The 23362-nt window shown below is 60.3% G+C and carries 20 protein-coding genes; 8 read left to right on the top strand and 12 right to left on the bottom strand.

Annotated elements, in window-relative coordinates:
- The first annotated feature begins 9 nt into the window (after nt 1-9).
- The 7 genes from BLQ41_RS19735 (at nt 10) to BLQ41_RS19765 (ending at nt 5827) form a co-directional block, all read left to right on the top strand.
- The gene (locus BLQ41_RS19735; protein ID WP_008015908.1) at nt 10-672 is read left to right on the top strand and encodes an amino acid ABC transporter permease; all 663 of its coding nucleotides are present in this window, start codon (nt 10-12) and stop codon (nt 670-672) included.
- A 9-nt stretch (nt 673-681) separates the two neighbouring features.
- Complete coding sequence (locus BLQ41_RS19740) at nt 682-1344, top strand: amino acid ABC transporter permease (protein ID WP_090183457.1); 663 nt, start codon at nt 682-684, stop codon at nt 1342-1344.
- A complete protein-coding gene (locus BLQ41_RS19745) occupies nt 1341-2147 on the top strand; it encodes an amino acid ABC transporter ATP-binding protein (protein WP_090183459.1) in 807 nt (268 codons plus the stop codon). The genes BLQ41_RS19740 and BLQ41_RS19745 overlap by 4 nt, the downstream gene beginning before the upstream one ends.
- 45 nt (nt 2148-2192) lie before the next feature.
- Nucleotides 2193-2582 carry a RidA family protein gene (locus BLQ41_RS19750; RefSeq protein ID WP_090183461.1) on the top strand — a complete coding sequence of 130 codons (390 nt, stop codon included), beginning with the start codon at nt 2193-2195 and terminating at the stop codon, nt 2580-2582.
- Between the two features lie 135 nt (nt 2583-2717).
- Complete coding sequence (locus BLQ41_RS19755) at nt 2718-3482, top strand: IclR family transcriptional regulator (protein WP_090183462.1); 765 nt, start codon at nt 2718-2720, stop codon at nt 3480-3482.
- A gap of 39 nt (nt 3483-3521) precedes the next feature.
- Nucleotides 3522-4739 (top strand): amino acid deaminase, encoded by a 1218-nt coding sequence (locus BLQ41_RS19760; RefSeq protein ID WP_090183465.1) that lies wholly within the window; start codon nt 3522-3524, stop codon nt 4737-4739.
- Between the two features lie 155 nt (nt 4740-4894).
- On the top strand, nt 4895-5827 hold the full coding sequence (locus tag BLQ41_RS19765; RefSeq protein WP_090183467.1) for a sugar kinase: 933 nt from the start codon (nt 4895-4897) through the stop codon (nt 5825-5827).
- A gap of 127 nt (nt 5828-5954) precedes the next feature.
- On the opposite strand, the gene BLQ41_RS19770 is transcribed toward BLQ41_RS19765, so the two are convergent.
- Both BLQ41_RS19770 and BLQ41_RS19775 read right to left on the bottom strand, forming a co-directional pair.
- Complete coding sequence (locus tag BLQ41_RS19770) at nt 5955-6230, bottom strand: peptidylprolyl isomerase (RefSeq protein WP_007898282.1); 276 nt, start codon at nt 6228-6230, stop codon at nt 5955-5957.
- A gap of 66 nt (nt 6231-6296) precedes the next feature.
- Nucleotides 6297-8834, bottom strand: a complete 2538-nt coding sequence (locus tag BLQ41_RS19775) for a PAS domain-containing hybrid sensor histidine kinase/response regulator (protein ID WP_090183469.1) — start codon at nt 8832-8834, stop codon at nt 6297-6299.
- Between the two features lie 122 nt (nt 8835-8956).
- Between BLQ41_RS19775 and BLQ41_RS19780 the strand changes: the two genes are divergently transcribed.
- Complete coding sequence (locus BLQ41_RS19780) at nt 8957-10054, top strand: PilT/PilU family type 4a pilus ATPase (RefSeq protein ID WP_090188677.1); 1098 nt, start codon at nt 8957-8959, stop codon at nt 10052-10054.
- Nucleotides 10055-10186: 132 nt separating this feature from the next.
- Here the strand turns inward: BLQ41_RS19780 and BLQ41_RS19785 are convergent, their stop codons facing one another.
- From BLQ41_RS19785 to BLQ41_RS19830, 10 genes are all read right to left on the bottom strand, one after another.
- Nucleotides 10187-12142 carry an acetoacetate--CoA ligase gene (locus tag BLQ41_RS19785; protein WP_090188680.1) on the bottom strand — a complete coding sequence of 652 codons (1956 nt, stop codon included), beginning with the start codon at nt 12140-12142 and terminating at the stop codon, nt 10187-10189.
- Nucleotides 12143-12296: 154 nt separating this feature from the next.
- Nucleotides 12297-13070 (bottom strand): 3-hydroxybutyrate dehydrogenase, encoded by a 774-nt coding sequence (hbdH, locus tag BLQ41_RS19790; protein WP_090183471.1) that lies wholly within the window; start codon nt 13068-13070, stop codon nt 12297-12299.
- Nucleotides 13071-13077: 7 nt separating this feature from the next.
- Entirely contained in the window at nt 13078-14469 is a 1392-nt protein-coding gene (locus tag BLQ41_RS19795; RefSeq protein ID WP_090183473.1) for a GntP family permease, read from the bottom strand.
- Nucleotides 14470-14776: 307 nt separating this feature from the next.
- A complete protein-coding gene (locus tag BLQ41_RS19800) occupies nt 14777-16192 on the bottom strand; it encodes a sigma-54 interaction domain-containing protein (RefSeq protein WP_090183475.1) in 1416 nt (471 codons plus the stop codon).
- 151 nt (nt 16193-16343) lie between these two features.
- Entirely contained in the window at nt 16344-17924 is a 1581-nt protein-coding gene (locus tag BLQ41_RS19805) for an ABC transporter ATP-binding protein (RefSeq protein ID WP_090183477.1), read from the bottom strand.
- A 12-nt stretch (nt 17925-17936) separates the two neighbouring features.
- Nucleotides 17937-18959 carry an ABC transporter permease gene (locus tag BLQ41_RS19810; protein WP_090183478.1) on the bottom strand — a complete coding sequence of 341 codons (1023 nt, stop codon included), beginning with the start codon at nt 18957-18959 and terminating at the stop codon, nt 17937-17939.
- Nucleotides 18959-20020: a microcin C ABC transporter permease YejB gene (locus BLQ41_RS19815; protein ID WP_090183480.1), complete on the bottom strand. Its 1062-nt coding sequence runs from the start codon at nt 20018-20020 to the stop codon at nt 18959-18961. The genes BLQ41_RS19810 and BLQ41_RS19815 overlap by 1 nt, the downstream gene beginning before the upstream one ends.
- On the bottom strand, nt 20020-21888 hold the full coding sequence (locus BLQ41_RS19820) for an extracellular solute-binding protein (RefSeq protein ID WP_090183481.1): 1869 nt from the start codon (nt 21886-21888) through the stop codon (nt 20020-20022). Before BLQ41_RS19820 ends, BLQ41_RS19815 begins: the two co-directional genes overlap by 1 nt.
- Before the next feature lie 134 nt (nt 21889-22022).
- Nucleotides 22023-22304, bottom strand: a complete 282-nt coding sequence (locus BLQ41_RS19825; protein ID WP_046048458.1) for a peptidylprolyl isomerase — start codon at nt 22302-22304, stop codon at nt 22023-22025.
- A 98-nt stretch (nt 22305-22402) separates the two neighbouring features.
- Nucleotides 22403-23284, bottom strand: a complete 882-nt coding sequence (locus tag BLQ41_RS19830; RefSeq protein WP_090183483.1) for an esterase/lipase family protein — start codon at nt 23282-23284, stop codon at nt 22403-22405.
- Between the last annotated feature and the right edge of the window lie 78 nt (nt 23285-23362).

Genomic DNA, 23362 nt, shown 5'->3' on the forward strand with positions numbered 1-23362 from the left:
CTGCTGACCATGAACTATCAGTTGAACTTTGCCGCCGTATGGCGCGATTTCGACACTTTGCTGGCGGGGCTCGGCTTAGGCCTTGAACTGGCACTGGTGTCGATCGCCATCGGCTGCGTGATCGGCCTGATGATGGCGTTTGCTTTGCTTTCAAAGCACCGCGCATTGCGGGTGCTGGCGTCGGTGTATGTGACGGTGATCCGTAATACGCCGATTCTGGTGTTGATTCTGTTGATCTACTTTGCCTTGCCGAGCCTGGGCATACGCCTGGACAAGATCCCGTCGTTCATCATCACCCTGTCGCTGTATGCCGGGGCGTACCTGACCGAAGTGTTCCGGGGTGGCTTGTTGAGTATTCCCAAGGGCCAGCGTGAAGCCGGACTCGCCATCGGGCTCGGCGAGTGGCAGGTCAAGGCGTACGTCACCGTCCCGGTGATGCTGCGCAACGTGCTGCCAGCCTTGTCGAACAACTTCATTTCGCTGTTCAAGGACACCTCGCTGGCGGCGGCGATTGCCGTGCCGGAGCTGACCTATTACGCGCGCAAGATCAATGTCGAAAGCTACCGGGTGATTGAAACCTGGCTGGTGACCACAGCGCTCTATGTTGCGGCCTGTTACCTCATTGCCATGATGCTGCGTTACCTCGAGCAGCGTCTGGCGATCCGCCGATAGGAGGCCCCCATGTACGAATCACCCAGTTGGCTGCATGAATTATGGGTTGCCCGCGAAGTGCTGTGGCAAGGCTTTTTGACCAGTGTGCAGGTCTCGGCGCTGGCGATATTGCTGGGCACGCTGGTCGGCATTGTCACCGGTCTGGTGCTGACCTACGGCAATGTCTGGATGCGCGCGCCATTCCGCTTTTACGTCGACATCATTCGTGGCACGCCGGTGTTTGTGCTGGTGCTGGCCTGCTTCTATATGGCGCCGGCGCTGGGCTGGCAGATCAGTGCGTTTCAGGCCGGTGCCCTGGGGCTGACATTGTTTTGCGGCTCTCACGTCGCCGAGATCGTGCGCGGCGCGTTGCAGGCATTGCCCAGCGGCCAGATGGAAGCGAGCAAGGCCATCGGCCTGACGTTTTATCAGTCGCTCGGTTACGTGCTGTTGCCTCAGGCGCTGCGGCAGATCCTGCCGACGTGGGTCAACTCGTCGACCGAGATCGTCAAGGCCTCGACTTTGCTGTCGGTGATCGGTGTGGCCGAGTTGCTGCTCAGCACGCAGCAGATCATTGCCCGCACGTTCATGACCCTGGAGTTTTACCTGTTCGCCGGATTTCTGTTTTTCGTCATCAACTACGCCATCGAATTACTCGGCCGGCACATTGAAAAGCGGGTGGCCTTGCCATGACTCAACCTTCGCTCTCTAACGCAAAAGATCCTCAAAACGGTCAGGCCCTGCTGGACATTCGCGGCCTGCACAAACAATACGGCAAGCTCGAAGTGCTCAAGGGCGTCGACTTGACCATGCAGCGCGGCAACGTGGTCACGCTGATCGGTTCCAGCGGCTCGGGCAAGACCACGCTGCTGCGCTGCGTGAACATGCTCGAAGAGTTTCAAGGCGGGCAGATCATGCTCGATGGCGAATCCATCGGCTATGACGAGGTCAACGGCAAACGCGTGCGGCACCCGGAAAAGGTCATTGCCCGGCATCGCGCGATGACCGGCATGGCATTTCAGCAATTCAACCTGTTCCCGCACCTCACGGCATTGCAGAACGTCACCCTGGGTTTGCTCAAGGTCAAGAAACTGCACAAGGACGAGGCCGTTGCCCTGGCAGAAAAATGGCTGGAACGCGTCGGCCTGTTGGAACGGCGCGATCACTACCCGGGCCAGTTGTCCGGCGGTCAGCAACAGCGCGTGGCGATTGCCCGGGCGATTGCGATGAATCCCAGCCTGATGCTGTTCGACGAAGTCACCTCGGCCCTCGACCCGGAACTGGTTGGCGAGGTGCTGAACGTGATCAAGGGACTGGCCGAGGATGGCATGACCATGCTGCTGGTGACCCACGAAATGCGCTTTGCGTTTGAGGTCTCGGACAAGATCGTTTTCATGAATCAGGGGCGGATCGAAGAGCAGGGGCCTCCCAAGGAACTGTTCGAACGCCCGCAATCACCGCGTCTGGCAGAGTTTCTCAAGAACACGCGGTTCTGATTTTTTTTCAAAAGCATTTTCACGATTCAATCAGGAGAAACACTCATGAGCATTACTCGTTACGGCACCGGCAGCACCGCCGCTGGCGGTCAGCCTCGCCCTTTCGCCCGCGCCGTTGAAGCCGATGGCTGGCTGCACGTTTCCGGGCAGGTGCCGGCATTGGATGGCGAGATCATTACCGGTGGCATCGTCGAGCAGACCCACCAGACCATGAAGAACCTGATCGCGATTCTCGAAGAGGCCGGTTATGGCCTGGAAGATGTGGTGCGTGCTGGCGTATGGCTGGAGGACCCGAGGGATTTCACCAGTTTCAACAAGGTCTTTTCCGAATACTTCAAACCCGAACACGCCCCGGCGCGGGCCTGCGTGCAGGCGATCATGATGGTTGATTGCAAGGTCGAGATCGACTGCATCGCTTACAAGAAAAAGGCCTGAGGCTGAGCACTGATCGTTCCCACGCTCCGTGTGGGAATGCAGCCAGGGACGCTCTGCGTCCCAGAAGCGGACGCAAAGCGTGGGAACGATCAATAGCGGTAAACTCCCCGGCGAATTTGTATGGGAACCACAGAAATGACCGAAGACACCATCAAGCGCCGGGCACGCGGTCTGGACCGGGCGTTCGATATCCTCGATTTCCTCAAGGAAGTCGGCAAACCGCTGCGCCCCAATGAAATCGCCAGCGGCATTGGCAGCCCGAAATCCACGGTCTACGAACTGGTCGCCTCGCTGCTGGAACGACGGATTCTGGAGCCTGTGGGCAAGGACGGTCATGTTTACCTCGGCCGTCAGCTGTACTTCCTAGGGCAGGCGCACCTGCGTCATTTCGACCTGACCCGCGAGGCCGATCATGCCTTGCAGGAGATTGTCAGCCAGACCCATGAGACCGCCCAGATGTGCCTGCTCAACGGGCGTAAATACACCGTGGCGCTGATGAAGGAGGGCGAGCGGCATTTCCGCATTTCCTCCGATATCGGCGAGAATGCGCCGATACCCTGGACCGCTTCCGGGCGCCTGTTGCTGGCGCACTTGAGCGATCAGGAAATCATCGACCTGATCGATCACGACGACTTCATCCTGCCCAATGGCGAACGCCTGCCGCTGGAGCAATTTCTCGGTGAAATCCGTCAGGCGCATATCGATGGCTTTTTCTCCTTCGATAGCGTTGCCGACACCTTTACCCATTGTTTCGCCGCCCCGGTCAAAGACCCGAGCGGCGTGGCCATTGCGACCCTGTGCATCGTCGCCCCGCGCGCCGATGCGAAAAACAATTACAACGACTATCGCCGGGTGCTGATCGACAGCGCCAATAGCCTCGCCCGGCGCATCAACGAATAACCGCGGCTGCCTGCGGCCGCGAATGTGAGGAGTTCGACCATGTCTACTGCCCAAAATACTGCCGCTGTGGAAAAGGGCTTTGCCCAGACCGGCGCCAGCCTAGTACGCGATGTCAGCCTGCCTGCATTGGTGCTGCACCGCGAGGCGCTGGAGCACAACATTCGCTGGATGCAGGCGTTTGTCAGCAACAGCGGCGCCGAACTGGCGCCTCACGGCAAGACCAGCATGACGCCGGCATTGTTCCGCCGCCAACTGGACGCCGGCGCCTGGGGCATCACCCTGGCCAGCGCCACGCAAACCCGTGCCGCGTATGCCCACGGCGTGCGCCGGGTGCTGATGGCCAACCAACTGGTCGGTACGCCGAACATGGCGCTGATCGCCGACCTGCTGGCCGACCCGACATTCGAATTCCACTGCATGGTCGATCACCCGGACAACGTCGCTGACCTCGGCGCGTATTTCGCGTCCCGCGGTGTGCGCTTGAACGTGATGATCGAGTACGGCGTGGTCGGCGGACGTTGCGGTTGCCGCACCGAAGACGAAGTGATCGCGCTGGCCAAGGCCATCGGCGCTCAGCCAGCGTTGGCACTGACCGGTATCGAAGGCTATGAAGGTGTGATCCACGGTGATCATGCGGTCTCGGGCATCCGTGCCTTCGCCGGGTCGTTGGTGCGCCTGGCGGTGCAGTTGCAGGACAGCGGCGCTTTTGCGATTCCCAAGCCGATCATCACGGCATCCGGGTCGGCCTGGTATGACTTGATTGCCGAAGAGTTCGAAGCGCAGAACGCCAGCGGACGCTTCCTCAGCGTGTTGCGCCCCGGCAGCTATGTCGCGCACGACCATGGCATCTACAAAGAAGCTCAATGCTGCGTGCTCGATCGTCGCAGTGATCTGCACGAGGGGCTGCGCCCGGCGCTGGAAGTCTGGGCCCATGTGCAGTCATTGCCTGAGCCGGGCTTTGCGGTGATTGCCCTGGGTAAACGTGACGTCGCCTACGACGCTGGGTTGCCGGTGCCGCTGCTGCGTTACAAGGCCGGTGTCGTGCCGGCGAGCGGCGACGATGTCAGCGCGTGCAAGGTAACGGCGGTGATGGACCAGCACGCGTTCATGACCGTGGCGCCGGGGATTGAGTTGCGCGTGGGGGACATCATTTCGTTTGGCACTTCCCACCCGTGCCTGACGTTCGACAAATGGCGCACCGGGTGTCTGGTGGATGAGCAATTGAATGTCATCGAAACCATGGAAACCTGTTTCTAAGAATGAAACCGAGGTGGCCCCATCGCGGGCAAGCCCGCTCCCACAGGGATTTGTGAGCTGCCATAAATTGCAGCCACGCAAAAAATTTGTGGGAGCGGGCTTGCCCGCGATGAGGTCCGACCAGACAACAAAGATCCACTAGAGACACCATCACAATGACCAGCATCAGCACCCTCGGCCCCCACACGCCGCGCATCGCCCTGATCGGCGAGTGCATGATCGAACTGCAACAGCGCGCCGACGGCAGCCTGCAACAAAGCTTCGGCGGCGATACCTTGAACACTGCGGTCTACTTGTCCCGGGAACTGGGCTCAAGCGGTGTCGTCGATTACATCACCGCCCTGGGCGATGACAGTTTCAGCGATGCCATGTGCCAGAGCTGGGCGAGCGAAAACGTCGGGCTGGGCATGGTCCAGCGCCTGCCCGGGCGATTGCCTGGTTTGTACTGCATTCAAACCGATGCCGCCGGCGAACGACGTTTCCTGTATTGGCGCAATGAAGCGGCCGTGCGCGATTGCTTCACCACGCCGGCCGCCGCACCGATCCTGGCGGCACTGCCGGATTACGACGTGCTTTATTTCAGCGGCATCACCCTGGCGGTGCTCGGCGCGCAAGGCCGGGAGAAGTTGCTGGAAACCCTGATCGAAGCCCGACAGCGCGATGCGCGGATTGTGTTCGACAACAACTACCGACCACGTTTGTGGGCCTCGGTTGAAGAGGCACGAGCGGCGTATCGCAGCGTCCTGCCTTATATCGACCTGGCATTGTTGACCGTTGATGACGAGCAAGCGCTGTTTCACTTTTCCGATTGCGCGGCGGTGTTTGCCGCCTACGAGCAGATCGGCACGCCGGAAGTGGTGCTCAAGCGCGGCGCAGAGGCCTGTTTGATTCGGTGTGATGGCGAGTCGTTCGAGGTGCCTGCGCAGAAGGTCGAGCGAGTGGTCGACACCACGGCGGCGGGGGATTCGTTCAGTGCGGCGTATCTGGCCAGTCGGCTCAAGGGCGGCAGCCCGGTGGAAGCGGCCGAGGCCGGGCATCGCTTGGCGAGCCGGGTGATTCAGGTGCCGGGGGCATTGATCCCCCGATAAATGGAGACTGGCCGATTGCTGCGCAATCGGATCGCGGGCAAGCCCGCTCCCACAGGGGATTTGTGTGCACCGCAGATCTAATGTGGGAGCGGGCTTGCCCGCGATGAGGCCCTAAAGCCAACCCCCATCAATCCCGGTAAAACACCTGCACCAGGTGATACCCGAATTTGCTCTTGATCGGCCCATGCACCACCCGCAGTGGTTTTTTGAAGATCACTGCATCGATCACCCCGACCATTTGCCCGGGGCGTACTTCGCCCAGGTCGCCGCCGCGTTTGCCGGATGGGCAGGTGGAGTACTTCTTGGCCAGCACATCGAAGGCTTCGCCCTTGGCGATGCGTTGTTTGAGCTGCTCGGCTTCTTCCGAGGTTTTCACCAGAATATGGCGGGCTTGAGCTTTCATTGGCAGTACCTTGCAACGGTGATGGCTATGTTGGTGCCAGCGTGGGGCGCGCGATTATGCCTCAACTCACTTCGGTTGGCCGATCATCGTGCGAATCTTGTTGGCCAACAGATCGATGGAAAAGGGCTTGGCGACCATGTCCATGCCTTCTTCCAGGAAGCCCTGGCGTTCCGCCGCCTTCTGCGCATAACCGGTCATGAACAACACTTTGAGTGCCGGGCGATGCTGGCGAGCGATTTCCGCCAGTTGTCGACCGTTCATTCCCGGCAGGCCGACGTCGGTCACCAGCAGATCGACCCGCAGGTCGGATTCAAGCAAGGGCAGGGCGGCCTTCGCATCTTCGGCTTCGTGGGCGTGATAACCCAGCTCGTTGAGTAGATTGAGCACCAGCATGCGCACCGCCGGGTCATCTTCCACCAACACCACGGTTTCACCGGCAATCGCCGGCGGCGCCTCGCCAGTCGATGGCATCAGAACGTTTTGCGGTTCCAGGACGTGTAGCCGTGGCAAGTACAACCGCACGCTGGTGCCTTGGCCCGGCACGCTGAACAGGCTGACATGACCGCCTGATTGCTGGGCGAAACCGTAGATCATCGACAACCCCAGGCCCGTGCCCTGGCCGATGGGTTTGGTGGTGAAGAACGGGTCGAAGGCCTTGGCCAGCACCGAAGGCGTCATGCCGGTGCCGTTATCGCTGACGGCAATCATCACGTAATCCCCGGCCTTGACCGGTTCCAGGGTAGTGATGTCAGTGCCGTCGAGGTACATGTTGGCGGTTTCAATCAGCAATTCACCGCCGTCGGGCATGGCGTCCCGGGCGTTGATCACCAGGTTGAGCAAGGCGTTTTCCAGTTGGCTGACGTCGGTGCTGATCGGCCACACCTCGTCGGCCAATTGCAGTTTGAGCTCAATGTGATCGCCTTTGGTGCGACTGAGCAGATCTTCCAGCGAATGCACCAGTTCGTTGGCGTTCAGCGGTTTGCGATCCAGCGACTGGCGCCGGGAAAACGCCAGCAGACGATGGGTCAATGCGGCCGCGCGATTGGCCGAAGACACCGCGGCTTCGGTGAAGCGCCCAATTTCGGCGGCGCGCCCGTCTGCGATGTAGCGCTGCATCAGGTCGAGGCTACCGATGATCCCGGTGAGCATGTTATTGAAGTCGTGGGCGATGCCGCCTGTGAGTTGGCCGACCGCCTCCATTTTCTGTGCGTGGCGCAACGCTTCTTCCGCGCGCTCGCGTTCGACCATTTCGTTTTGCAGTTTCTGGTTGGCCTCGGCCAGTTGCCGGGTACGCGCGCCGACCCGTTCCTCAAGGGTTTCGTTGAGGTTGCGCAGGGCTTCTTCGGTTTGTTTGCGCTCGGTTTCATCGATCACAAAAATGTAGAAGCCGTTCACGGCGCCGTCCGGACCATGGCGCGGCAGGTAGTTCATCAACGCATGGCGCTGACTTCCGTCGCGGTGCGGCGTACTGATGCTGAAACAGCAAGGCTTGCCGGACAGTGCCTGGGCGACGTAGTCGGCGCGCAAGGCGTAGGCTTCTTCGCCCAGCACTTCACGGATGGTTTTGCCATACAGCTCCTGGGGCGTCAGCCCGTACCAGTCGAGGTAGGCGGCGTTGTTCAGGCGAAAGCGTTCTTCGCTGTCCACGTAGCTGATCAGGATCGGCATGGCGTTTATGATCAGTTGAAGCTCGGTCTGGCTCTGACGCAAGGCCTGTTCGGTGTGTTTACGCTCGGTCAGATCCAGCGCGGCGCCGAGGAAACGGATCGGCCGGCCATGGTGGTCCTTGTAGCAACGACCTCGGGCAAACACCCAACGCTGCTGCCCATCGGGCTGCAACAAGCGATATTCCTCGGCGTACTCGGTGCCATGGGTGATGCAATGTTTGATGCTGCGGGCAATCATCCCCCGGTCCTCCGGGTGCACACCCTGAAGGTATTCAGTGATCGGCAATTGACCGGCCAGCGCTGGATCGACGCCGTGCAACTGGGCGAAATGCGCGTCGGCGATGAAGCGGTCCTCGCCAATGTCCCAATCCCAAGTGCCCACGGCATCGGTCGCGGCCAGCGCCAGTTGCAGGCGCTGTTCGGTTTCTTGCTGGGCCTTGAGGCTGGCGGCCGAGCGTTGTTCGAGCTCCAGGGCGATGCGTCGGCGTTCGTTGGTTTCGATGGCCGTGACCAGAATCCCGGCAACCTCGGCGCTTTCATCGCGGATCGGACTGTAGGTCAGGTCGAGCCAGAAGTCCGAATCCTGCCCGTCGCGTTGCAGGGTAAAGCGTTGTTCGCTGTAGGTTCGCACCTGGCCTTGTAGGACGGCGCTGTAAATAGGGTCGGTAAAGTCTTTGAGTTCTGGCCAGATCTGGTGCGTCGGTTGTCCGAAAGCGTGCGGATGCTTGCTGCCAGCGAGCAGTGCGAAGCCGTCGTTATAGATCTGCGTAAGCTGCGGGCCCCACAGCAACAACATCGGCATCGGCGAATGAATCACGATGTCCACGGCAGTGCGCAGGCTCTGTGGCCAGGTACTGGCAGCGCCCAGCGGGGTGCTTGTCCAGTCCGTTCTGGCAATCAAGGCCTGGGCATCGCTGCCCGTCGGTGATGCGTTCATCAAATTGTCCTGCACTTAAGTCGGTGTGGCGGCGTCTACTATCCTTGCAGGGCGGTAGACGCTGGATGACCCGCTTCAGGTCATTACTTTTTTCATTGAATGCTTCGCGGGTGTTTTTTGCCATGGAAATCGATGTGTTGTTACGGATACTGGCCCATCAGGACGGATCCGATCTTTACCTGTCCACCGGTGCGCCACCTAGCGCGAGGTTCGACGGTGTGCTCAAGCCGCTGGCCGATCAGCCTTTCAAACCGGGGGAGGTCGCGGCCATTGCCGAGTCCATCATGGACGCCGAACAGCGTCTGGAGTTCGATCGTGAACTGGAAATGAACCTGGCCATTTCTCTGCCGGGCATCGGCCGCTTTCGGGTCAACATCTTCAAGCAGCGCAACGATGTATCAATTGTGGCGCGCAACATCAAACTCGACATTCCACGCTTCGAAGACCTCAAGCTGCCAGCGGTGTTACTCGAAACCATCATGCTCAAGCAAGGACTGATGCTGTTCGTCGGGGCTACCGCCTCGGGCAAATCCACGTCGCTGGCGGCCCTGATCGATTACCGCAACCGTCACAGCAGTGGCCATATCGTCACCATCGAAGACCCGATCGAATACATCCATCGTCACAAGCGTTCGATCATCAACCAGCGTGAAGTCGGGGTCGATACCCGCAGCTTTCATGCTGCGTTGAAAAATACCCTGCGCCAGGCCCCGGATGTGGTGCTGATCGGCGAAATCCGTGACCGGGAAACCATGGAGCACGCACTGGCGTTCGCCGATACCGGCCATCTGGTGATTTCCACCTTGCATGCGCACAACGCCCATCAGGCGCTGGATCGCATTATCAATTTTTTTCCCGAAGAACGCCGTGCGCAACTGCTGCATGACCTTGGTAATAACCTCAAGGCATTCGTCTCCCAACGGCTGGTTCGCACCCGCGACGGGCAACGCCGGGCTGCGGTGGAAGTGATGTTGGGCACACCGACGATTGCCGACCTGATTCGCAGCAACGAGTTTGCCGATCTCAAGGGGATCATGGAGAAGTCGGTGGAACTGGGGATGCAGACATTTGACGCAGCGCTGTATGGGTTGGTGGTCGAAGGGGCAATCAGCGAGGAAGAAGCGCTCAAGCATGCGGATTCGGTGAACAACCTGCGCCTGCGGCTGAAGTTGCATGCCGATGCGGCGCCATCCTCCGGCGAATGGGGCCTCATGGACTGACACGCCCCCAGTAGGAGCTGTCGAGTGAAACGAGGCTGCGATCTTTTGATCTTGTTTTAAAAAATCAAAGTCAAAAGATCGCAGCCTCGTTTCACTCGACAGCTCCTACATTGTTTCTTCAGAGGAGGTGGTTCACTCCTGGAGTTCCGGGCGGTTGCGGAATTGTTCGAGCGCTTCGGGATTGGCCAGCGCATCGGTATTTTTTACCTTTTGCCCATGCACCACATTGCGCACCGCCAACTCGACCACCTTGCCGCTGATGGTTCGTGGGATGTCCGTCACCGCGACAATCTTCGTCGGTATATGCCGGGGCGTGGTGTTGGCGCGGATGACGTCGCGGATCTTTTGTTGCAGCGCTTCATCGAGTTCGGCATCGTCGCGCAATCGCACGAACAGCACCACCCGCACGTCGTCCTGCCATTGCTGACCGATGGCCACGCTGTCCAACACCTGCGGGACCTTCTCCACCTGGCGGTAGATTTCTGCCGTGCCGATGCGCACGCCGCCGGGGTTGAGCACGGCGTCCGAACGCCCGTGGATCATCATCGCGCCGTGGGGCAGTTGCTCGGCATAGTCGCCCTGAGCCCACACACCGGGGAACTGACTGAAATAGGAAGCGTGCAGTTTTTCCTGCTGCGGGTCATTCCAGAAGCCGATGGGCATGGCCGGGAAGTGCCGGGTGCAGACCAGCTCACCTTTCTCACCTATGACCGGTCGACCGTCGTCGTTCCAGACTTCGACCGACATGCCCAGGCTCTTGCCCTGAATTTCGCCGCGACGCACAGGCTCAAACGGGTTGCTGTTCACAAAGCACGAAACGATGTCAGTGCCGCCGGACATCGACGCCAGGCACAGGTCAGTCTTGAAATCGCGGTAGACGTAATCGTAGCTCTGCGGTGACAGCGCGGAGCCGGTGCAGAGCAGGGTTTTCAGGCTGCTCAGGTCATGGCTTTCGCGCGGCTTGACGCCGTTGCTTTCCAGGGTCGCCAGGTATTTCGGGCTGGTGCCGAAAACGCTGATGCGTTCATCGTCGATCAGGTCGATCAATCGCTCCGGGTTCGGATAAAACGGTGACCCGTCGTACAGCACCACGGCACTGCCCACGGCCAGCGCCGAGACCAGCCAGTTCCACATCATCCAGCCGCAAGTGGTGTAGTAGAACAAACGGTCACCGGGGCCGAGGTCGCAATGCAGGCCATGTTCCTTGACGTGCTGCAGCAACACGCCGCCGGTGCTGTGGATGATGCATTTGGGCACGCCGGTGGTGCCACTGGAATAGAGGATGTACAGCGGGTGCGCGAAGGGCACGGGCACGAAGTCCGGTTCGCCGCCGACGTCGTAGAAATCATCCCATAGCGTCACATTGGCCCGAGTGTGGAAGTGTTCGATGCGTGCTTGCGGGCAGGCATAAGGCACCACGATCAACTGCTGCAAGGATGGCAGGCGTTCGAGGATTTCATTGACCTTGGCACGCTGGTCGATGTCTTTCCCTGCGTAGCGATAACCGGCGCAGGTGATCAGCACCTTTGGCTCGATCTGGCCGAAACGGTCGATCACGCCCTGGGTGCCGAAGTCCGGTGACGAGCAGGACCAGATCGCCCCCAGGCTGGAGGTGGCAAGCATCGCCACCAGGGTTTGCCAGGTATTGGGCATGCACGCGGCGACACGGTCGCCGAGGCCGACGCCGGCGGCGATCAAACTGTGTTGAAAACCGGCGACATGCTCGGCCAGTTCGGCCCAGGTCAGGTGTTCACGCTGGCCGTTCTCGCCAATCGCAATCACCGCCACGGCATCGTCGCGACGGCGCAGCAGATGCTCGGCAAAGTTCAGGGTCGCACCGGGGAACCATTGGGCGCTGGGCATCTGCGCGCCCTCGACCAGCACTGCGTCCGGTTGATCGTGGAAGCGGATATCGAAAAAGTCGACGATCGCCTGCCAGAACGCTTCGCGCTGGTCGATGGACCATTGGTGCAGGGCAGCGTAATCGTCGAGGTGAATGTGGTGGCGCGCAATGACGAAGCGCCGAAAGGCTTCCATGCGGGTCTTGCTGATGCGCTGGGCGTCGGGTTGCCAGAGGATGTCGGACATGATTTGCCTCTTCTTGTTGACGAGTGCTTCGCACTCGATCGCGGGCAAGCCACGCTCCCACAGGTTTTTTGGTTGTCGCCGAATGTGTGGTTCGACGCAAGACCTGTGGGAGCGGGCTTGCCCGCGATGAACGATAACGCGGTCCAGCGGTTGCTTACTGCGCCAACCACCCACCATCAATATTCCACGCTGCGCCCCGCACCTGGCTACCCGCTTCGCTGCACAGGAACAGCACCAGCTCACCCAGTTGCGGCGGGGTGACGAACTCCAGCGACGGCTGTTTCTCGGCCAGCAAATCATGTTGCGCCTGTTGCGGATCGATCCCCGTGGCGATCCGATCATCAATCTGCTTCTGCACCAGTGGCGTCAACACCCAGCCAGGGCAAATGGCGTTGCAGGTGACGTGCGTGGTGGCCGTTTCCAGCCCGACCACCTTGGTCAAGCCAATCACGCCATGCTTGGCGGCCACGTACGCTGCCTTGCCGACCGAGCCGACCTGGCCATGCACCGAGGCGATGTTGATGATCCGGCCCCAGTTCTTGGCTCGCATTTGCGGCAGGCACAGGCGGGTGCTGTGAAACACCGAGGACAGGTTGATCGCGATGATCGAGTCCCAACGCTCCACGGGAAAATCTTCCACCGAGGCCACGTGCTGGATCCCGGCATTGTTGACCAGGATGTCGATGCCGCCGAACTCGCGCTCGGCATAGGCAACCATGTCGGCAATCTGCGCCGGGTCGCTGACATCGGCCGGGTGATGGCCAACCTTGCCGCCGTATTGCTGGACCTCGGCGATCACCGCAGAGGCATCGCCGAAACCGTTGAGGACCACGTTGGCGCCAGCCTTGGCCAGGCTGAGGGCGATCCCCAAGCCGATGCCGCTGGTGGAACCGGTAACCAGCGCGGTCTTGCCCGAAAGAGTCGTCATGAATACCTCACACAATGCCAGTGGCGTAGAAAGTGCCGATCACCACAAAAACCGCCAGGGTCTTGATCAGCGTAATACAGAAAATGTCTTTGTAGGCCTCGCGGTGGGTCAGGCCGGTGACCGCCAGCAAGGTGATCACCGCGCCGTTGTGCGGCAAGGTGTCCATGCCGCCGCTGGCCATCGCGGCCACCCGGTGCAACACCTCCTGCGGGATGTTGGCGGCATGGGCCGCGGCGATGAAGTCATTGGCCATGGCCGCCAGCGCGATGCTCATGCCGCCCGACGCAGAACCGGTGATACCGGCCAGCAAGGTCACGGTCACGGCTTCGTTGACCAGCGGGTTAGGGATGCTTTTGAGCCAGTCAGCCAGCACCAGGAAGCCTGGCAAGGAAGCGATGACCGCGCCAAAACCGTATTCCGACGCGGTGTTCATCGCTGCCAGCAACGACCCGCTGACCGCGGCGCGACTGCCCTCGGCCAACTTGCCGCGAATCGCCTGGAAACCGAACACCAGCACCATGACGATGCCGACCAGCAAGGCCGCCTGAACCGCCCAGATCGCCGTGAGTTTGGCGATGTCGGTGGTCACCGGCGTGGCCATGCCCGGCAGCGCGAGGCTGTGGGTCTTGCCGTACCACTGCGGAATCCACTGGGTGAACAGCAGGTTCATGATGCCCACGGCCAGCAGCGGCGACAGCGCGATCCACGGATTTGGCAGCTTGATGTCGGCCGCGGTTTCCGGTTCGTTGCGCAGTTCGGTGCCATAGCCTTCACCCGCGGCATGAGCCTTGTTGCGCTGGCGCTGAAGAAACAGCATGCCGACGCAGAATACGAAAATCGCACCGATCACACCCAGCCACGGCGCCGCCCAGGCGGTGGTGTTGAAGAAGGTGCTGGGGATGATGTTCTGGATCTGCGGGGTGCCGGGCAGGGCGTCCATGGTGAACGAGAACGCGCCGAGGGCGATGGTCGCCGGGATCAGGCGCTTGGGAATATTGCTCTGGCGGAACATTTCAGCGGCAAACGGATAGACCGCAAATACCACGACGAACAACGACACACCGCCATAAGTGAGCAGGGCGCAGACCAGCACAATCACCAGCATGGCCTGGCGAGTGCCGAGCAAGCGAATGGCGGCCGCGACGATGGAGCGCGAGAAGCCCGACAACTCGATCAGCTTGCCGAACACGGCGCCGAGCAGGAATACCGGAAAATACAATTTGATGAAGCCGACCATTTTCTCCATGAACACCCCGGTGAAGGCGGGGGCGACGGCGGAAGGGTCAGTGAGCAGGACGGCGCCGAGGGCGGCAATCGGGGCGAAGAGGATAACGCTGTAGCCACGGTAAGCAGCCAGCATCAGCAGCGCTAGTGCTGCCAAGGCAATGATCACACTCATGGTGTGTCTCCTGGATTGTTATTTTTGTAGGGTGGATCTTTTGTAGGAGAGGGCTTTAGCGATATTCGTGCCACGATCTTAAGTTATTGAAATATATGAATATGTTTAGATTTTTTGATGGTTTTTTGGGTGACTCGTCTCTGTATTGAGACTTTTTTCGCCTGTTTGGGCCTCATCGCGGGCAAGCCCGCTCCCACCAGGGTTCGCATGTCGAGAGAAAAATGCGATTCCCTGTGGGAGCGGGCTTGCCCGCGATGAGCGCGAAGCGCTCCAAAGATACTGTCTTCAAATGGAGATTTGCGTCTCGTTATAGAGACTCCGCAATCCCCAATGCCACCATCTTCTTATACAAAGTAGACCGTCCCAGCCCAAGCCGCGCCGCCGCTTCGATCACCTTCCCCCCACATTGCGCGAGGGCAGATTCAATCAACTGCCGGTCAAACCGCTCCCGGGCTTCACTGAAGGTCTCGTGCGCCACTGGCTCCATGGCCAACGGCGTCGCTCGCTCCACTGGCGTAAAGGTGCCAATCGCCGCGCGGATGTCCCCGGCATTCAACATCAGGTTATCGCTGAGCAACGCCGCGCGTTCCAGCACATTGCGCAGTTCGCGGATGTTCCCCGGCCAGGCGTGTTGGCCCAGCAGTTCCAGCGCCTCGGGGTTCAACTCATGCTGGCTGCGCAATTCCTCAAGGATCGCTTCGCTGAGGGCGGGCAAATCGTCGAGACGATCTCGCAACGGCGGTACGTTGATCGGCAGCACGTTGAGTCGGTAATACAGATCGGCACGAAACTCGCCGCGTTTGATCGCTGCTTCCAGATCGGTGGAAGTGGCCGCGATCACTCGCACATCACTCTGGATCACTTCATTGGAACCTACCGGCTCGAACTCTTTTTCCTGCAATACGCGCAGCAGTTTGCTTTGCAGCGGCAGTGGCATGTCACCGATTTCATCGAGGAACAGGGTGCCGCCCTGAGCGATCTGCAATTTGCCGGCCCGGCCCTTGCGATCCGCGCCGGTAAACGCGCCCGGGGCGGTGCCGAAAAACTCGGCTTCCAGCAATGACTCGGGAATCGCCGCACTGTTGACGCTGACAAAGGCCTTGTGCGCCCGGGGCGAAGCACCGTGGATCGCCTGGGCCAGCAGCTCCTTGCCGGTGCCGGTTTCGCCGAGCAACAACACCGGTGACTCGGCGCTGGCACTGCGTCTGGCGCGGCGTTTGACTTCCAGGCTGGCGGCGCTGGTGCCGATGAAATGGGCGAAGTTGTACTTGGTCTGCCGCGCGCGCAGCAGCGAGCGGGTCGAAGCCAGTTCTTCCTGCATGCTCAGGTAGCGCTTGAGCATGGGCGAGAGGCTGTGCAATTCATCGAACAGGGCAAAACCAATGGCGCCGATCACGGCGCCGGCATCGTCATGGATCGGCAGGCGCATCACCACCAGCGGTTCCTTGGGCGTGTCCTGCATGTCCAGCAAGATCGGTCGCCCGGTGCGCACCACCTCGCGCAGCAAACTGCCGGGGATCACGCTTTCGCAGGCTTTGCCAATCGCTACCTCGGCCGACTCCAGGCCAAATCGCCGGGCATAACGCTCGTTCATCCAGACGATGTTGGCGTCACGATCGACAATCACCGTGCCCTCGCTGGACTGCTCGATGATCTCGAACAACGAACGGATCGCCAGCAAGCGAACGCGTTGATAATCCTTGAGGCTTTCGGTGGTGTTCATGGCGCAGATCCTGATGGTGTGTTGCTTGTGCTGACCCCTTCGCGGGCAAGCCCGCTCCCACATTGGACCGAGGTGTCCAGACGGACGCGGTCAAGTGTGGGAGCGGGCTTGCCCACGAAGGCTGCGATGCGGTTCATCGGCAAGGACGCGATTATGGTTGCTGCAGATGCGCCGCCGCCAACAGCTCTTTGGTGTACGGGTGCTGTGGCGAATCGAATACCTCATGGCTGGCACCGCTTTCCACCACTTTGCCATCCTTGATCACGATCATGTCGTGGGCCAGGGCGCGCACCACCGCCAGGTCATGACTGATGAACAGATAGGTCAGGCCGTGCCGTTCCTGAAGCTGGCGGAGCAGGGCGACCACTTGCTTTTGTACCGTGCGATCCAGCGCCGAAGTCGGCTCGTCGAGCAATATCAGCGCCGGTTTCAGCACCAGGGCCCGGGCGATGGCGATGCGTTGGCGTTGGCCGCCGGAAAACTCATGCGGGTAACGATGGCGGCTTTGCGGGTCCAGGCCCACTTCCTCCAGTGCGCGAATCACCTCGGCTTTGCACTCCTCAGGCGTCAACTGACTGTGGACCTCCAGCCCTTCGCTGATGATCTGCGCCACGGACATTCGCGGGCTGAGGCTGCCATACGGATCCTGGAACACCACCTGCATCTTCTTGCGCCAAGGCCGCAGCTGCTTTTGCGTCAGGCCGTCCAGCGCCTCGCCCTGAAAGCGAATGCCGCCTTCAGAGTCGAGCAGGCGCAGGATCGCCTGACCCAGCGTCGATTTGCCCGAGCCAGACTCACCGACGATGCCCAGGGTTTTGCCACGCTGAATGTTGAGGCTGATGCCGTCCACCGCCTTGAGGTACGTCTTGCGCTGGAACAACCCGCCACCGAGGGCGAATTGCACGCGCAGATTGTCCACTTCCAGCACGTTTTCGCGCTCGTCACGGGGCAGGGCTTCGCCTTCCGGCTCGGCATTGAGCAGTACGCAGCTATAAGGATGTTTGGGTTCGGTAAACAGCGTCTCGCAGGGGGCCTGCTCGACGATCTCGCCAGCCTTCATCACGCACACCCGCTGGGCGATGCTGCGCACCAGATTGAGGTCGTGGCTGATCAGCAGCAATGACATGCCGAGCCGCTGTTGCAGGGACTTGAGCAGGATCAGAATCTTGCGCTGTACCGTCACGTCCAGCGCGGTGGTGGGCTCGTCGGCGATCAGCAGTTCTGGCTCGCAGGCCAGCGCCATGGCGATCATCACGCGTTGACGCTGACCGCCGGACAATTGATGAGGGTAGGCCTTGAGGCGCTCTTTGGGTTTTTGGATGCCCACCAGGTGCAGCAGCTCAAGAATCCGCGCCTGGGCGGGCTTGCCGACCAGGCCTTTGTGCAGCAGCAGGGTTTCGCCGATCTGCTTTTCGATGCTGTGCAACGGATTGAGCGAGGTCATCGGCTCTTGAAAGATCATCGCGATGCGGTTGCCGCGTAACTCACGCAACACCTTGGCCGAGGCTCCAAGCAGTTCCCTGCCGCGATAGCGAATGCTGCCGGTGGTTTCGGTGCCGGTCTCGGGCAGCAACTGCAGGATCGAATGCGCCGTCACCGACTTGCCGGAGCCCGACTCGCCCACCAGCGCCAGGCATTCACCAGGGCGAATGTCCAGGCTCAGGTTGCGCACCACCGTCTGGCCGCTAAAGGCCACGCTGAGGTCACGGATTTCGATCAGGTTGTTACTCATAAAATGTCCGTCTCAAGATCGTGGATCAAACGCATCACGCAGCGCTTCGCCAATGAACACCAGCAAGGAAAGAATCAGCGCCAGGGTAAAAAACGCCGTCAACCCCAGCCACGGCGCTTGCAGGTTCTGCTTGCCCTGGCCAATCAGCTCGCCCAGCGACGCACTGCCGGCCGGCATGCCGAAACCGAGGAAATCCAGGGCCGTGAGGGTGGAAATCGCGCCGGTGAGAATGAACGGCAGATAGCTCAGGGTCGCGTTCATCGCATTGGGCAGAATGTGCCGCACGATGACTTTACGGTCGGTGAGGCCCAGTGCACGGGCGGCCTTGACGTATTCCAGGTTGCGCCCGCGCAGGAACTCGGCGCGCACCACGTCGACCAGCGCCAGCCAGGAGAACAGCGCCATGATCCCCAGCAGCCACCAGAAATTAGGCTCGACGAACCCCGACAGAATGATCAGCAAGTACAGCACCGGCAGCCCGGACCAGACCTCCAGCAAACGCTGACCGATCAAATCGACCCAGCCGCCGTAATAGCCCTGCAACGCACCTGCGGCGATGCCGATCAGTGCGCTGACAAAGGTCAGCATCAACGCAAACAGGATCGACACCCGCGCACCGAAAATCACCCTGGCCATGACGTCCCGGGCCTGGTCGTCGGTGCCCAACCAGTTGACGCTGGTAGGCGGGCTCGGCGCGGGTTTGTCGAGGTCGTAGTTCGGCGTGTCGTCACTGAACGGAATCGGCGGAAACAGCATCCAGCCGCCATCCTTTTTAATCAGCTTCTGCACGTAGTCACTGCGATAGTCAGCCTGGAACGGCAGTTGCCCGCCGAACTCCTGTTCGGTATGACGCTTGAACACCGGGAAATACCATTGGCCCTGGTAACTGACCACCAGCGGTTTGTCGTTGGCGATCAGTTCGCCGCCCAGGGTCAACAGGAACAGGCCGACAAACAACCACAGCGACCACCAGCCCCGGCGGTTCTTCTTGAAGCGTTCAAAACGGCGACGGCCTAACGGCGAGAGCTTGAACATCAGGCGTTCCTCGCGGCGAAGTCGATACGCGGGTCGACCAGGGTGTAGCAAAGATCGCCGATGAGTTTTATCAAAAGACCGAACAACGTGAAGATGAACAACGAGCCGAACACCACCGGATAGTCCCGCGACACTGCAGCTTCGTAGCTCATGCGTCCGAGGCCGTCGAGGGAGAAAATCACCTCGATCAACAACGAGCCGGCGAAGAACACGCTGATGAATGCCTGGGGAATCCCCGACACCACCAGCAACATCGCATTGCGGAACACGTGGCCGTAAAGCACACGCCGTTCGCTCATGCCTTTGGCGCGGGCGGTAATCACGTATTGGCGTGTGATTTCATTGAGGAACGAGTTCTTGGTGAGGATCGTCAGTGTTGCGAAACCGCCAATCACCAGCGAGGTCACTGGCAACACCAGGTGCCAGAAGTAGTCGGCGATCTTGCCCACGGTCGATAGCGAATCGAAGTTGTCCGACACCAGTCCGCGCACCGGAAACCAGTTCAACGAGGTGCCCCCGGCAAAAACCACGATCAGGAACATCGCGAACAGGAACGCCGGCATCGCGTAACCGATGATGATCGCGGTGCTGCTCCAGATGTCGAAATGACTGCCGTGATGCACAGCCTTGCGGATGCCCAAAGGAATCGACACCAGATAGGTGATCAGCGTGGCCCAGAGCCCGAGGGAAATGGTCACCGGCATCTTTTCCAGGATCAGATCGGTGATTGTCGCGCCACGGAAGAAGCTTTTGCCGAAGTCCAGGCGCGCGTAACTGGTGAGCATCAGCCACAGGCGTTCTGGGGCCGGCTTGTCAAAGCCGTATTGTTTTTCGATGTCCTTGATCAGTTGCGGGTCGAGGCCGCGACTGGCGCGGGAGGTGCCGGACATGGTTTCGCCGGAACCGCCGCCGACCGCTGCGCCACCGATGCCTTGCAGGTGCGCGATGGCCTGTTCCACCGGACCGCCCGGCGCGGCCTGGACGATGATGAAGTTGACCAGAAGAATGATCACCAATGTCGGAATGATCAGCAGCAGGCGCCGCAGTATATAAGCCCACATCAATGCGGCCCTCCGGGTTTGCCACGGCTGATTTTCTCGGCGGTCATCTGCTGGTTGGTCAGCGGCGTGGTGCTGGTCTCCCACCAGGTCTCGATGGCCTCGTCATTGCTGGCCTGCTCGTTGGGCATACCGAATCGGTTCCACCACACGGTGGAGGTGCCCGGCGGGTAGTAGTTGGGAATCCAGTAGTAATTCCATTGCAGTACCCGGTCCAGGGCGTGGGCGTAGCGCAGCATCTCGGGTTGGGTGGTGGCGCGGACCAGCCCGGTGATAAGCGTATCCACCGCCGGATTCTTCAGCACCATGTAGTTATTGGCGCCGGGGTCGGTGGCTGAGATCGATCCGAAGTAGTTGAACAGTTCGCTCCCGGGTGAAGTGGTGACCGGATAACCGGTGACGATCATGTCGTAGTCACGGCTCATCAGCCGGTTCACGTACTGGGAGGAGTCGATGCGACGGATGTTCATGTCGATGCCGATCTGCTTCAGCGTGCGCTTGTAAGGCAGCAGGAGTCGGTCCATGCCGTTCTGGCTGACCAGAAAGGTGAAGCTCAACGGCGTGCCTTCAGCATTGACCAACTGATCGCCATCGGGTTTCCAGCCAGCCTGTTCGAGCAGGTCCAGGGCTTGCAGTTGTTTGTCGCGAATCAAGCCACTGCCATCAGTCTTCGGTGCTTCGAACACCTGAGTGAAGACTTCGTCCGGGATTTGTCCACGCAACGGTTCAAGAATCGCCAGCTCGCCGGCGTCCGGCAGCTTGCGGGCGGCGAGGTCGGTGTTGGAAAAGAAGCTCTGCTGGCGGATGTACATGTCGCGCATCATCTGCCGATTGCTCCACTCGAAATCCCACAGCATGGCCAGGGCCTGACGCACGCGGCGGTCCTGGAACATCGGGTTTTGCAGGTTGAACACGAAGCCTTGGGCCGGTTGCGGCGCTTGTGTGGCCAGATGCGCTTTCTGCAGGCGACCGTCGCTCAGGGCCGGGCTGTCGTAGCCAATGGAATAACCGGTGGCGGAGAACTCGCGGTTGTAATCGTAGGCGCCACCACGCAGCACCTGGCGCGCGACGTCGGTATCGCCGAAGTACTCGATGCTGAAATGATCGAAGTTGTAGAGGCCGCGGCTGACCGGCAAGTCCTTGCCCCACCAGTCGGCGTTGCGTTCGAAGGTGATGCTGCGACCGGAGTCGACCTTGCTTACCTTGTAGGGGCCGCTGCCCAGTGGCGCTTCGTACCCGCCGCCATTGGCGAAATCGCGGGTCTTCCACCAGTGTTCGGGAAACACCGGCAAAGTCGCGATGTCGAGGGGCAGGGTACGGTTTTCGTTGCTTTTGAAGTCGAACCGAACCGTCAGGGGGGATTCCACTTCGACGCCTTTGACGTCGGCGAATTGTGTGCGATAGCGCAGGCTGCCCTGGGTCATCAGCAGGTCGAAGGTATAGCGCACGTCTTCAGCCGTGATCGGTGTGCCGTCGGCGAAACGCGCCTTCGGGTTCAGGTAGAAGCGCAGGTACGAGCCGTCATCCGGGCGCTCCATCTTTTGCGCCACCAGGCCGTACATGGTGTAGGGCTCGTCCAGCGAACGCTGGGCCAGCGGTGAGTAGATCAAGCCGTCGATTTGCGTGACACCAATGCCCTTGTCGATGTACGGCAGGATATGGTCGAAATGGCCGATTTCGATGGCGGAACGACGCATCGTGCCGCCCTTGGGGGCTTGAGGATTGGTGTAGGCAAAATGACTGAAGCCGGCGGGATACTTCGCCGGTTCGCCGTACACGGTCAACGCATGTTGCGGTGCGGCATTCACCCCCGTGGCAGCCAATAACAGGGCCAGGGCAGTGAACAATAATGTGGGGAAAGCCAGTCGCATTGTCAGCCTTAGAGCCGGGTGGTCGTTAACCACAATTTGTACGCTACCGGCGCGTGCCTCGCCAGCCGTATCACGTCACACAAACACAACGGCCCACCAAAAGGCGGGCCGTTGTGCGCAAAACTTCGCAGGCGTCAGTCCTGACGGCTGGTCACTTCCAGCAGGTGGTAACCGAACTGGGTCTTGACCGGGCCTTGCACCACGTTGATCGGTGCGCTGAACACTACGGCGTCGAATTCCTTGACCATCTGGCCTGGACCGAACGAACCCAGGTCGCCGCCTTGACGGCTGGACGGGCACGTGGAGTTGGCTTTGGCAACTTCGGCGAAGTCAGCGCCGCCCTCGATCTGGGCTTTGAGTTCGTTGCACTTGGCTTCCGAGGCAACCAGGATGTGACGGGCAGTGGCTTTGGCCATGGGGAAATACTCCTTTCAATATTCAGTAAAGTGGTGAGCCTACCGGATTCAGTGGGCTAATTCTCCCCCAAAGTTCCGCTCGGCCGTCCGGCGCTCGATTACAGACCGGCATTTCTCAAGCGTTCGGCGTGCTGAACATACAGGGCCACAGGGTCGATGCCTTTGCGGAGCAGTCCGGCCGTCTGGTTAAGGCTGTCCAGATGATCCAGCGGGTAGTCGGAACGGATCACCTTCCCCAGGTGGGAGCTGTAGCGACCGACCATGCCGTCATTCTGCTCGGCTTCAGTGGTGAAGTAACCGGAAAAGGCGCGCAGAAACCCGTGCAGCGGATCGAGTGCGTTAAGTCCTTCGTCGAGAATGTTGCCCTGCAGCGTGCCGCTCCAAGAGTAGTAGCGAACCCCATTAACCTGGTCGCGCCCCTTGCCGCCCCACGTCTTTGGCAGCCCTTGTGGGTATTTGTCGTTGAAAACCCCCACGCCTTCGGTAGTCAGTGAGTTGAGAGCGGCGATGGCGTTTTGCGGCATTTGATGATTGCCGCTGAGCAGTGAGAGGAAATCGGCGAACAATGTGGCAACCGTGGCAGCGACATGCTCCGGCAGGCGGCCGGGCGTTAACGCCTTGCGCAGGAAGTCGGCCAGTTCCGAGCCGTGGTTCGGTCCGCTGACGGAGGTTACAGAAGCGATAACCTCGGGTGCGACCGCTGCCGCGTAACGGGCAGCGAGTGCACCCTGGCTGTGGCCGATCAGGTTGACCTGGCTGGCACCGGTGCCTTCCAGCACCCGTTCGATTTGTGCCAATAGTTGGTCACCACGGGCTTCATTGCTATGGGTAGCCGAGAGGTGAGGGATAAAGACTCTTGCACCAGCACTTCTAAGGGCCTGCTTGACGCCGTGAAAGAGTTCGACATTGCCGATGCGATCGAAGCCGAAAAGTCCGTGGATCAGCAGGATCGGGTACTGAGTGGTTGCATTCCGTAGCATGTTCATTCCTTTTTCTCGGTGGTTGAGAGGGGTGGCTCAGATGGGTGGATATGGGCTCACTCTAAAGCACACTGGCAG

The organism is Pseudomonas arsenicoxydans, from assembly GCF_900103875.1.
GTDB lineage: Bacteria > Pseudomonadota > Gammaproteobacteria > Pseudomonadales > Pseudomonadaceae > Aquipseudomonas > Aquipseudomonas arsenicoxydans.